This window comes from Bacillus sp. 41-22 (assembly GCF_025809295.1).
GTDB classification, from domain to species: domain Bacteria; phylum Bacillota; class Bacilli; order Bacillales; family Bacillaceae_G; genus Bacillus_A; species Bacillus_A mycoides.
The window spans coordinates 4,391,841-4,403,422 of sequence record NZ_CP084035.1 but is presented as its reverse complement, the minus strand read 5'-3'; the positions used below and the strand labels follow the sequence as shown (position 1 = coordinate 4,403,422).

The 11,582-nt window shown below is 36.5% G+C and carries 11 protein-coding genes and 2 other annotated features; of the genes, 10 read left to right on the top strand and 1 reads right to left on the bottom strand.

The features are described 5' to 3' along the window. The first annotated feature begins 23 nt into the window (after positions 1-23). The 8 genes from dnaI to LCF45_RS22500 all read left to right on the top strand — a co-directional run bounded on the left by dnaI (position 24) and on the right by LCF45_RS22500 (position 8,151). The gene (gene dnaI / locus LCF45_RS22535; protein WP_002015473.1) at positions 24-962 is read left to right on the top strand and encodes a primosomal protein DnaI; all 939 of its coding nucleotides are present in this window, start codon (positions 24-26) and stop codon (positions 960-962) included. Between the two features lie 389 nt (positions 963-1,351). Further along, on the top strand, positions 1,352-2,233 hold the full coding sequence (gene ytxC, locus LCF45_RS22530) for a putative sporulation protein YtxC (protein WP_002088921.1): 882 nt from the start codon (positions 1,352-1,354) through the stop codon (positions 2,231-2,233). Positions 2,234-2,264: 31 nt separating this feature from the next. Further along, positions 2,265-2,492 (top strand) — a binding site (T-box leader). A 48-nt stretch (positions 2,493-2,540) separates the two neighbouring features. Then, positions 2,541-4,478 (top strand): threonine--tRNA ligase, encoded by a 1,938-nt coding sequence (gene thrS, locus LCF45_RS22525; RefSeq protein WP_002034275.1) that lies wholly within the window; start codon positions 2,541-2,543, stop codon positions 4,476-4,478. Positions 4,479-4,684: 206 nt separating this feature from the next. Continuing rightward, positions 4,685-4,805: a sequence feature (ribosomal protein L20 leader region), on the top strand. 63 nt (positions 4,806-4,868) lie between these two features. Continuing rightward, positions 4,869-5,372 carry a translation initiation factor IF-3 gene (infC, locus tag LCF45_RS22520; RefSeq protein ID WP_002015470.1) on the top strand — a complete coding sequence of 168 codons (504 nt, stop codon included), beginning with the start codon at positions 4,869-4,871 and terminating at the stop codon, positions 5,370-5,372. Between the two features lie 21 nt (positions 5,373-5,393). After that, the gene (gene rpmI, locus LCF45_RS22515; RefSeq protein WP_001125945.1) at positions 5,394-5,594 is read left to right on the top strand and encodes a 50S ribosomal protein L35; all 201 of its coding nucleotides are present in this window, start codon (positions 5,394-5,396) and stop codon (positions 5,592-5,594) included. 38 nt (positions 5,595-5,632) lie between these two features. Then, on the top strand, positions 5,633-5,989 hold the full coding sequence (rplT, locus tag LCF45_RS22510) for a 50S ribosomal protein L20 (RefSeq protein ID WP_001138364.1): 357 nt from the start codon (positions 5,633-5,635) through the stop codon (positions 5,987-5,989). A 515-nt stretch (positions 5,990-6,504) separates the two neighbouring features. Further along, positions 6,505-6,996 carry a dUTP diphosphatase gene (locus tag LCF45_RS22505; RefSeq protein ID WP_002015469.1) on the top strand — a complete coding sequence of 164 codons (492 nt, stop codon included), beginning with the start codon at positions 6,505-6,507 and terminating at the stop codon, positions 6,994-6,996. A gap of 69 nt (positions 6,997-7,065) precedes the next feature. Then, the gene (locus LCF45_RS22500; RefSeq protein ID WP_002129347.1) at positions 7,066-8,151 is read left to right on the top strand and encodes a M42 family metallopeptidase; all 1,086 of its coding nucleotides are present in this window, start codon (positions 7,066-7,068) and stop codon (positions 8,149-8,151) included. A gap of 41 nt (positions 8,152-8,192) precedes the next feature. Here the strand turns inward: LCF45_RS22500 and LCF45_RS22495 are convergent, their stop codons facing one another. Next, complete coding sequence (locus LCF45_RS22495; protein ID WP_002015467.1) at positions 8,193-8,810, bottom strand: TetR/AcrR family transcriptional regulator; 618 nt, start codon at positions 8,808-8,810, stop codon at positions 8,193-8,195. A gap of 296 nt (positions 8,811-9,106) precedes the next feature. Here LCF45_RS22495 and LCF45_RS22490 point away from each other — a divergent pair, with 296 nt between their 5' ends. Together LCF45_RS22490 and LCF45_RS22485 are read left to right on the top strand one after the other, a co-directional pair. Beyond that, on the top strand, positions 9,107-9,760 hold the full coding sequence (locus LCF45_RS22490) for an HlyD family secretion protein (RefSeq protein WP_002129345.1): 654 nt from the start codon (positions 9,107-9,109) through the stop codon (positions 9,758-9,760). 12 nt (positions 9,761-9,772) lie between these two features. Next, complete coding sequence (locus tag LCF45_RS22485; RefSeq protein WP_002129344.1) at positions 9,773-11,566, top strand: DHA2 family efflux MFS transporter permease subunit; 1,794 nt, start codon at positions 9,773-9,775, stop codon at positions 11,564-11,566. Positions 11,567-11,582 lie beyond the last annotated feature (16 nt).

The window sequence follows — 11,582 nt, the reverse complement described above, 5'->3', positions numbered from 1 at the left end:
TGAACGCTCTTTGAGGTGAGAAAATGGAGCATATTCAAAATTCATTTACGAAATTAATGGAAAATAAAAACTTTAAAAATAGATATGAAGTCTTAAAGGCAGAAGTGATGGCGCACCCTCGTGTGAAAGAATTTATAGACGAACATAAAGGTGAAGTAACGACTTCTATGATTGAACGAAGTCTTGTGAAGTTATATGAATATATTGGACAAAGTGTAGGGTGTGCGGATTGTCCAGATTTAGGGTCATGTAAAAATATGCTACAAGGATATGAGCCGAAGCTCGTCATTCAAGGTAAGATGATTGATATTCAATACGATCGTTGTATTAGAAAAGTAGCATATGATGAGAGAAAAAAATATGAAAAACTCGTTCAAAGTGTATATATGCCGGTTGACATTTTGCAGGCAACTATGGAAAATTTAGACCCTTCAGATTTAGATGCACGTATTGATGCAATAGGTGCAACGAATGAATTTTTAAACACATACGAACCAGGTAAAAAAGCACAAGGTTTATATTTGTACGGTAAATTTGGTGTAGGGAAAACGTATCTTTTAGGGGCAATTGCAAATGAGCTTGCGCGAAAGAAAATTAGTTCGATGCTCGTATACTTCCCTGAATTTTTACGTGAAATCAAAAGTTCGATTCAAGATAATTCGATTAGCGGAAAGATTGATGCTGTCAAACGTGTACAAGTATTAATGTTAGATGATATCGGGGCAGAAGCGATGTCAAGTTTTGTACGTGATGATGTACTCGGTGCAATCTTGCAATTCCGTATGTTGGAAAACTTACCGACGTTCTTTACATCTAACTTTGATTTCAAACAGTTGGAACATCATTTAACGTATACACAGCGCGGTGAAGCAGAAGAGATGAAAGCGGCCCGTATTATGGAACGAATTAAATATTTAGCGAAGCCAATCCCAATTGGCGGGAAAAATCGTCGTAATAAGTAAAGAGCGAGCTGAGAAGCTTGCTCTTTTTTATCCCGCTATTGGCGGGCAGTAAGACTCCCACCTCAAAATTCGGCTGTAAAGCAAAGAAGTTAGGTGGGAGCCCTGCTGCCCGTAAAAGCCCGATTGGTGCGGGCTAATAATCAGTGGAGGATGGACAAAACCTCCACTGATTAAAGTTTCACTTTATTTTAATCATTTTTTCAGAGTAGCTTGTATCATTTTTTTCTCCCTCCCTTAATATATATAAAATTAGCAAGCCATATCGAGTGGATGTTCTAACGATGGGAGATAGGTTTCTACTAAGAGTGAACTTCCATAGATCGGACTCTTATAGGATTTGTAACGTATAGATGCAATCCTTTAGAGCGGGGATAAAAGGGGGGACAAAAGTGATTGAAATTTGCTTCGAAGAAAAAAATGATGCTGTGTACGTATACAGACAACTAACGAAAAGAACAGAATCCTTATATAAGGAAACAAGTGTATATTTAAATGAACAAAAGGTTGTTATTCATATACCATTATGTGAATCAAATTATATTGAAAAGATTTTATTGCCAGTATTACTATATTTCATTATGAATGTGAAACAAAATGAATGGATTCATACCATTTTAAAGGAAAAGTTTTTTTATGAAGAACAAGAAGAGTGTCATCAAATATTGCATATGGCACATGAGATTTTAAAGGAAAGAAGAAAAGGAGTAGCTAGTGATTTAACACGTCAAAAATTTGAATCTTATATTGCGTCGTCTTTGAATGATTGGCTTTGTGATCCGCTCTCATTCTCGTTTTCATCATACGTTCGTTTTCGTCTTCGTACATATAGGGAAATGGTAACTAAGCTTGCTGAAGTTGCAATTGATGAGTATAAGATGGAGCAGGAATACCAAATATTCATTGAGACACTTCGCCAACAAGTAAGTAGCCGGAAATCACGTTTGTCCTGTGTACATCTTATTTTTGATGAAAGTTTTATTTTCTATGATGATAAAGGTAGGCGTTTAAAACAGGAGAAATTGGTTCAATATATAGATGAAGAATTATTAAAGAAACAGGATGTATATATCGATACGAAAGTAATTGCACCACTTCTTTCTATTTCGCCGAAAAAGATTTATTTATATACGAAAGAACAAGATCATAATATGATTATTACTTTGCGAAATGTATTTCAGGAACGAGTGCAACTACATGGATTACATGAATTTGAGCGCAATGTGAAAAATTTAAAAAATAAAGGTAACGCCCTTGATTTTCTAAGTTTTTGAGCATATAATTACCTACATAAATGAAATATATTGAAATGTCATGATGAGGACATGGGTAGTTTTCTACGATTTTCAGAGAGGGAAGCCTTAGGGTGTGAGCTTCCTAGTACGGGATAATTACTTACCACCTCTAAACTTTAGCAGTGAACGTTTTTCTAGTAATTGCTAACGGACAACACCGTTATGTTGAACTTGAGCAATTAACAATAAGGTTAATTGGAACAAGGGTGGAACCACGAATTCAACACTCGTCCCTTTTTATGGGATGAGTGTTTTTTATTTTGAAAAAAAAGAGGAGTGACCAGTGATGGCAGATGTAGTTAAAATTACTTTCCCTGATGGAGCTGTGAAGGAGTTTCCAAAAGGAGTAACAACTGAAGAAATCGCAGCTTCTATTAGCCCAGGCTTAAAGAAAAAAGCTGTGGCTGGAAAATTAAACGATGAGATGATCGATCTTGTTACACCAATCGAAGAAGATGGTGCAGTTTCTATTATTACATTAGATTCTGAAGATGGCTTATATATTTTACGCCACTCAACAGCTCACCTTTTAGCACAAGCGTTAAAACGTTTATATAAAGATGTTAAGCTTGAGCTTGGCATTGGTCCAGTAATCGAAAATGGCTTCTACTACGATATTGATATGGAAGAAGCAATTACAGTTGAAGACTTCAAAAAAATCGAAAAAGAAATGCAAAAAATCGTGAACGAAAACTTAGAAATCGTTCGTCATGAAGTGCCACGTGCAGAAGCACTTCGTCGCTTTGAAGAAATCGGCGATGAGTTAAAATTAGATTTAATTAACGATCTTCCAGAAGATGCAGTTATTTCAATCTATGAGCAAGGCGAATTCTTCGACCTTTGCCGTGGTGTTCACCTTCCATCTACAGGGAAGATTAAAGTGTTTAAATTATTAAGTGTTGCTGGTGCTTACTGGCGCGGCGATAGCAATAATAAAATGTTACAACGTATTTACGGTACTGGATTCGTTAAGAAAGCAGAATTAGATGAGCACTTACGTATGCTTGAAGAAGCGAAAGAGCGCGATCACCGTAAATTAGGTAAAGAGTTAAAACTATTTACTAATAGCCAAAAAGTAGGACAAGGTTTACCACTTTGGTTACCAAAAGGTGCAACAATTCGCCGTATTATCGAGCGTTACATCGTTGATAAAGAAGCAAGCTTAGGCTATGATCACGTATACACTCCAGTATTAGGAAGTAGAGAGCTTTATGAAACTTCTGGTCACTGGAACCATTACCGTGATGGCATGTTCCCATCAATGGAAATGGATAATGAAGAGTTAGTTCTTCGTCCAATGAACTGCCCTCACCATATGATGGTTTATAAAAATGATATTCACAGCTACCGTGAATTACCAATCCGTATTGCGGAACTTGGAACAATGCACCGCTATGAAATGTCTGGAGCATTATCTGGATTACAACGTGTACGCGGAATGACTTTAAATGATGCGCACATTTTCGTTCGTCCAGATCAAATTAAAGAAGAATTAAAACGTGTTGTAAACTTAACGTTAGAAGTGTACAAAGATTTCGGTTTAGAAAACTATTCATTCCGTCTATCTTATCGTGACCCAGCAGATACTAAAAAGTATTATGCTGATGATGAGATGTGGGAAAAAGCACAAGGTATGTTAAAAGAAGCTATGGATGAAATGGGTCTTGATTACTATGAAGCTGAAGGTGAAGCGGCATTCTATGGTCCGAAACTTGACGTTCAAGTTCGTACTGCTCTTGGAAAAGACGAAACACTTTCAACTGTACAATTAGACTTCTTACTTCCAGAACGCTTTGAATTAACTTACGTTGGTGAAGACGGTAAACAACATCGTCCAGTTGTAATTCACCGTGGTGTTGTATCAACTATGGAACGTTTCGTAGCCTTCTTAATTGAAGAATACAAAGGTGCATTCCCAACTTGGTTAGCTCCAGTTCAGGCGCAAGTAATTCCAGTTTCTCCGCAAGTACATTTAGACTATGCGAAGAAAGTACAAGATGAATTACGACGTGCTGGTATCCGTGTTGAATTAGACACTCGTGAAGAGAAAATTGGTTACAAAATCCGTGAAGCACAAATGCAAAAGATTCCGTACATGCTTGTAGTAGGTGACAATGAAGTTACTGAAAATGGCGTTAACGTACGTAAATATGGTGAACAAAAATCAGAAACAATCGCATTAGATGCGTTTGTTGACATGATTAAGGTAGAAGGAAAACGATAAGAAAGAGCCGCGGTATACCGCGGCTTTTTTATGTATTATAAAAAAGAAAATCTAGAAAAAATAACCAAACAATACTTATCATAAAAAAGTATTGCAAGTATGCTGGTTGTTTGTTACAATATTTCTTGTTGTTAGTAAAACACATCGCGTCTTCTTGACAGACGTCATGTCCTATGATAAACTCATCAAGGATAATAGAATATGGTTTTGACAAGTAGAAGCACCCGCTTCTCACCTGATGGACGCATTCGCAGTTAGCAGGTAAATGTATTTCTTACTAAAGATATTACAAGTGTGGGTGCCGTGTGCCCGCACTTTTTTTGTTCGGGTTCTACAATTGCAAAACGTATTCTAAGAAAACCTTGGAGGTGGCTTACTATTAGCAAGGATATGATGATTAACGAGCAAATTCGTGCACGTGAAGTACGCTTAGTTGGCGCAAACGGCGATCAACTTGGAATCAAGTCTCGTAATGACGCTTTAGACTTAGCTGCAGGTCTTAATCTTGATTTAGTATTGGTTGCTCCAAATGCGAAACCACCAGTATGCCGCATTATGGACTACGGTAAATTCCGCTTTGAGCAACAGAAGAAAGAAAAAGAACAGCGCAAAAATCAAAAAGTAATTAGCATGAAAGAAGTTCGTTTAAGTCCAACAATTGATGAACATGACTTTAACACAAAACTTCGTAATGCTGTCAAGTTTTTAGAGAAAGGCGACAAGGTTAAAGCGTCAATTCGCTTTAAAGGACGTGCCATTACTCATAAAGAAATCGGTCAACGTGTTTTAGATCGCTTCTCAGAAGCTTGTGCTGAAGTTAGTACAATTGAATCTAAGCCTAAAATGGAAGGACGTAGTATGTTCTTAGTTTTAGCACCGAAAAACGATAAGTAATAGATAGAGGAGGAAATACCTATGCCTAAACAAAAAACTCATCGCGGCGCTGCAAAGCGTTTCAAAAAGACTGGATCTGGTAAACTGAAGCGTTCTCACGCTTACACAAGCCATTTATTCGCTAACAAATCTACAAAAGCTAAACGTAAACTACGTAAAGCTGGTGTAGTTAGCGCTGGTGACTTCAAACGCATTCGTCAAATGCTTGACAACTTAAAATAAGTTCGGCTGATATATAGAACAAACTAGGAGGTAATATTATGCCAAGAGTAAAAGGTGGTACAGTTACTCGTCAACGTCGTAAAAAAGTTATAAAATTAGCAAAAGGTTACTACGGTTCTAAGAGTACATTATTTAAGGTTGCTAACCAACAGGTTATGAAATCTCTAATGTATGCATTCCGTGACCGTCGTCAAAAGAAACGTGACTTCCGTAAATTATGGATTACACGTATCAACGCAGCAGCTCGTATGAATGGTCTTTCTTACAGCCGCTTAATGCACGGTTTAAAAAATGCTGGCATCGAAGTTAACCGCAAGATGCTTGCTGACTTAGCTGTTCATGACGAAAAAGCTTTCGCTGAATTAGCAACAGTTGCAAAAAACAACATTAACTAATTGTTTAAAACCTTAGAAGATTTTCTTCTAAGGTTTTTTTGTTTGCATTTATTGTAAAATCCTCCACTTATTATCGTTATTTCTTGCTCAAGTATATTAAGATGTGCTTGTAAGAATTTTTGTAACGATAACGAGGAGACTTTTACATGAAAGTAGGAAAGATTAACGGATGTGTCGTTATCGATATGACAAAATCAATATAAAAGCTATAGCGATATAAAAGAATATATATATAAAGTCAGGAGAATCCTCCTGACTTTTTTTATTTGAACTCATTCGTGAGAAGTGCATCTTTCCTAGCAGAAACGACACTGCTATAATGGAAAGATGATATGGAACTTTCATCAAGTGAACAATATATGAGTGATGATTGAAACGTATTTGCAAATTAAGGACAAGCTATCTTTATAAAGATGTAGGTAGCTGACTTGTTAATAAGAAACGAAAAATAATAATGAACTTTGAGATGAAACAACATTGTTGCGGAAAATGCGATGTTGGAGGAGGACAATAGAATGGACTTACTACAACTATTTAAATTACAAAAAGAATTAGATGACCGTATTGTGAAAGAACATGACTTACAACCCAAAAAATTGTTAAAAGAAAAAATGTTAGCTCTTCTTGTAGAAATTGGAGAACTTGCAAATGAAACACGTTGTTTTAAATATTGGAGCAATAAACCAGCTTCAGAACGTGAAGTAATATTAGAAGAATACGTAGATGGTTTACATTTTATTTTATCAATCGGAATCGATTTAGGAATTGATAAAAACTTCTTATTCTATAAATGTGCGCAAACGAATAAAACACAAGTGGAAATTTTCTTAGACACATATGCGAAAGTAATTCGTTTTACAGATCAACCTTCTATTACGAACTATATTGAACTATTTACAAGCTATCTTCGCCTTGGACAAGCGCTTGAATTTGAACAAGATGAAATTGAAAAAGCATATTTAGATAAAAATGAAGTAAATCATCAGCGTCAAACACAAGGATACTAATTTAATTTTTGAATATTTCAATTTCCTTTTGTATAATAAAGTGACTGAAGAAAAAGGAGGGTGTTGGCAATGATAAAATTAGACGATACATTGACAATGCTAAAAGAATTAACAGACGCACGCGGTATTGCGGGTAACGAGCGCGAACCACGTGAAGTAATGAAGAAATATATTGAGCCGTTTGCAGATGAACTTTCTACTGACAATTTAGGAAGTTTAGTTGCGAAAAAAGTTGGGGAAGAAAACGGCCCGAAAATTATGGTTGCAGGTCATTTAGATGAAGTCGGCTTTATGATTACGCAAATTGATGACAAAGGCTTCCTTCGTTTCCAAACGGTGGGTGGCTGGTGGTCGCAAGTTATGCTTGCACAGCGCGTAACGATTGTAACGCGTAAAGGAGATGTAACAGGTGTAATTGGTTCAAAACCACCGCACATTTTACCTCCAGAAGCTCGTAAAAAGCCAGTTGAAATTAAAGACATGTTCATCGATATTGGTGCTTCTAGCCAAGAAGAAGCGATGGAGTGGGGCATACGACCAGGAGATCAAGTTGTACCGTACTTCGAATTCCAAGTGATGAAGAATGAAAAGATGTTACTTGCAAAAGCATGGGATAACCGAATTGGTTGTGCAATTGCAATTGACGTATTAAAACAATTAAAAGATGAAAAGCATCCAAACGTTGTATACGGCGTTGGTACTGTACAAGAAGAAGTTGGTCTTCGTGGTGCGAAAACATCTGCAAACTATATTAAGCCCGATATCGCATTCGCAGTAGATGTAGGTATTGCTGGGGATACACCAGGTGTAACGGCAAAAGAAGCGCAAAGTAAAATGGGCGATGGACCGCAGATCATTTTATATGATGCTTCTGTTATTGGTCATACAGGTTTACGTGATTTCGTAGTTGATGTTGCTGATGAATTACAAATTCCATACCAATATGATTCTGTAGCGGGCGGGGGAACGGATGCAGGAGCAATTCACATTTCTGTAAACGGTATTCCGTCTATGGCAATTACGATTGCGACACGCTACATTCATTCTCATGCAGCGATGTTACATCGTGATGATTATGAAAACGCAGTGAAGTTAATTGTAGAAGTTATTAAACGTCTTGATAAAGAGGCTGTACATAACATTACATTTAATTAATAGAAAAAAGCGAAGGATAACCTCCTTCGCTTTTTTCATTTTTAAAACGGTCTTTCTAATCCTGCTGCAGTATGAGCTCCTAAAATAATTAAGCGAGTTAATTGCATTGCCATGAAATGTGGGGTATAAATCATGCCTCTTTTTAACCATGACATAATCATTCCGATATGAGCGCCTGTAACATAACTAATAAGAATATCACGAGGGACCATAAGGTCTTCATCATCTGGCTGGGAAATAGATAGGCTTAATGTTAAATGTGTTTGAATTGTTTTCATCATTTTATAAGAATAGTTTCCAGCTGCCTTATCGCCGAGCATAACGTTATAGAAATTAGTATTGTCTGCGATATGCTCAAACAAAGCTAAAAAAGTTGGATGCGGTGAATCAAAAGTGAGCTGAAAATCTTCTTTATTTCGATTTTGTGGTTTAATTACTGCAGCTAGTTTTTCTAACATTTCTTCTATGCTTTTTTCTAATAAATCATATTTATCATGGTAATGGCTATAAAATGTAGCACGATTTACAGGAGCGCGTTCCGCGATATGTTGCACAGTTACATTTTCGAAGCCCTTTTCGCCTACTAAAGCGACAAAAGCATCCTGTATGAGTTGTCTCGTTCGTTTTACACGTGGATCATTTGTATTTTTAATAGACATTTTTACTTCACCTCGTTTAATTTTTTAACCTTAAACAACACATGTATAGTGTAATGTTGTTTAAACAACATATAGGTTTAAATTGTTGGTTGTAGATTCGGGATAATTATTTATAATTATAAACGATAGTCCTTTAGAAATCAGCACCGCTAGGATGCAGACAAAACATAGTTTGCGTCGTAAAAGGTGTGCTTTTTTTGTTTAAAGGTTAATATAATTAACAATTAAACAATATAAACACTAAGGATATAAATAGTTTAGAAAAAAATTATATGCGATATAAGGAGAGGAATGCAATGAATCAGTTTCGAAGAATGGTAATTATCAACATTATCACATTAATTGTATTAGTTGGCGGCGGTATTGGCGGTTATTACTATTACAATCAAACAGAAAACTATTTAAAAACAGAAAATGCAAAGATTGACGGGAAAGTAATCCCAATTGCATCACCAGCAGCAGGTAAATTAACAGACTGGAAAGCTGAAGTAGGAAAAAACTACAATGAGAACGATAAATTAGGTGCGGTTACTGTAGCAGGAGCAAATGGTGAGCAAACAGTAGATGTAACAATTCCACAAAATGCAACAGTTGTACAATCAAACGCAACAACTAATGCGTTCGTTGGGGCAGGTAGCCCAATTGCTTATGCATTTGATATGAACAATTTATGGGTAACAGCAAATATTGAAGAAACAAATATTGATGATGTTCAAAAAGGCCAAACAGTAGATGTGTATGTAGATGCATACCCAGATACAACGTTAACAGGAAAAGTAGAACAAGTTGGATTAACAACGGCGAATACATTCTCGATGTTACCATCAAGTAACTCAACAGCGAACTATACGAAAGTAAAGCAAGTTGTACCAGTTAAAATTTCTTTAGATCATAGTAAATCAGTAAATATTGTTCCTGGAATGAATGTGTCAGTTCGTATTCATAAGTAAGGGGGAGATGAGATGTCCTCAATTGCAATTGTAGGATATGCACTATTTTGTATAATCGTCTTCTTCCTTATAAATCGTCTTTTACGAAAGAAAAAAACGAATGTGGGAGAAGAACAAGTCCCAGCCGTAAGTAAGATAGAAGTAAGTCAAGCAGAAACAGTAGAGAAAGAACTTGAACAAAAACAAGAAACAGAAGCTTCTAACGTAGTGGAATTAGAAACAGGGAAGCAAGAGCAAGTAAAACAGGAAAAAGAAATGCTGAAGAGACAATTGCCGGTAGAGAATGTGAATGTAAAGGCAGTTGTAGCTGTACTAATTCTCGGTATGTTCGTTTCTATTTTAAACCAAACGATCATTAATGTTGCATTGCCTCCATTAATGAACGAATTTAACGTATCAACTTCAACAGCACAATGGTTAATTACAGGCTTCATGCTTGTAAACGGAATTTTAGTACCAATCAGTGCATTTTTAGTTTCACGATTTACGTATCGTAAATTATTCATAGCAGCAATGTTATTCTTCACTGTAGGATCTATCATTTGTGCTACATCAGGAAACTTTACAATGATGATGACGGGCCGCGTTATTCAAGCGGTTGGTGCGGGTATTTTAATGCCAGTTGGTATGAATATCTTCATGACATTATTCCCGCCTAATAAACGCGGAGCAGCTATGGGGTTACTTGGGGTAGCGATGATTTTAGCACCAGCTATCGGACCAACTGTAACAGGTTGGGTAATTGAAAACTATAGCTGGAACTTAATGTTCTATGGGATGTTTGTTATCGGTTTAATTATTACGTTCTTATCTTTTAAATTCTTTACACTAGCTCAGCCAGTGTCTAAAACAAAGTTAGATGTATTCGGTGTTATTAGTTCAAGTATTGGACTAGGTAGCTTACTGTACGGATTTAGTGAAGCTGGAAATAATGGCTGGACTAGTGCAGAAGTTGTTATAACACTTATCATCGGTGTCATTGGTTTAGCTGTATTTATTTGGAGAGAGTTAACAACAGACAATAAAATGCTTGATTTACAAGTGTTTAAATATCCGACGTTCACTTTCACATTAGTAATTAACGCGATTGTAACGATGGCCTTATTCGGAGGTATGTTATTACTTCCAGTATACTTGCAAAACATTCGCGGTTTTACACCGATGGAATCTGGTTTATTATTACTTCCAGGATCATTAATTATGGGGATCATGGGACCAGTTGCAGGTAAACTATTTGATAAGTATGGTATTCGTCCGTTAGCAATTGTCGGATTAGCCATTACAACATTTGCGACATATAAATTTACAACGTTATCGATGGATACACCGTATAGCGTTATTATGACGGATTATATTATACGCTCAATTGGTATGTCATTCATTATGATGCCAATTATGACAGCTGGTATGAATGCACTGCCGATGAAATTAATTTCTCACGGTACAGCAACGCAAAATACGTCAAGACAAGTAGCTGGTTCAATTGGAACAGCGATATTAATCACGCTTATGACGCAACAAACTACTGCTCACGTAGCGGATTACGGCAATATGTTAACAACGTCAAACCCGATTTTAGTTGATAAAGTACACGGTATGGGCCAAAGCTTAGCGGCATTAGCCGGATCAGCTCAAGCAGGAGATGCGATGAGTACACAACTATTATTCGGACAAATTTCAAAGCTATCTGCAATTAACGGTATTAACGATGCCTTCTTAATTGCAACAATATTAGCCGGTATTGCTTGGGTGTTATCGTTCTTCTTACCATCAGGCAATAAACCAAATAGAAAAGCAGGGAATTAATTTCCCTGCTTTTTTG

What these genes read in the sequence shown, in the direction of transcription:
- infC (WP_002015470.1), top strand. Translation starts at nt 4,869, where the DNA reads ATGATGATTAACGAGCAAATTCGTGCACGTGAAGTACGCTTAGTTGGC.
- rplT (WP_001138364.1), top strand. Translation starts at nt 5,633, where the DNA reads ATGCCAAGAGTAAAAGGTGGTACAGTTACTCGTCAACGTCGTAAAAAA.
- LCF45_RS22490 (WP_002129345.1), top strand. Translation starts at nt 9,107, where the DNA reads ATGAATCAGTTTCGAAGAATGGTAATTATCAACATTATCACATTAATT.
- LCF45_RS22495 (WP_002015467.1), bottom strand. Translation starts at nt 8,810, where the DNA reads ATGTCTATTAAAAATACAAATGATCCACGTGTAAAACGAACGAGACAA.
- rpmI (WP_001125945.1), top strand. Translation starts at nt 5,394, where the DNA reads ATGCCTAAACAAAAAACTCATCGCGGCGCTGCAAAGCGTTTCAAAAAG.
- thrS (WP_002034275.1), top strand. Translation starts at nt 2,541, where the DNA reads ATGGCAGATGTAGTTAAAATTACTTTCCCTGATGGAGCTGTGAAGGAG.
- LCF45_RS22485 (WP_002129344.1), top strand. Translation starts at nt 9,773, where the DNA reads ATGTCCTCAATTGCAATTGTAGGATATGCACTATTTTGTATAATCGTC.
- LCF45_RS22500 (WP_002129347.1), top strand. Translation starts at nt 7,066, where the DNA reads ATGATAAAATTAGACGATACATTGACAATGCTAAAAGAATTAACAGAC.
- LCF45_RS22505 (WP_002015469.1), top strand. Translation starts at nt 6,505, where the DNA reads ATGGACTTACTACAACTATTTAAATTACAAAAAGAATTAGATGACCGT.
- dnaI (WP_002015473.1), top strand. Translation starts at nt 24, where the DNA reads ATGGAGCATATTCAAAATTCATTTACGAAATTAATGGAAAATAAAAAC.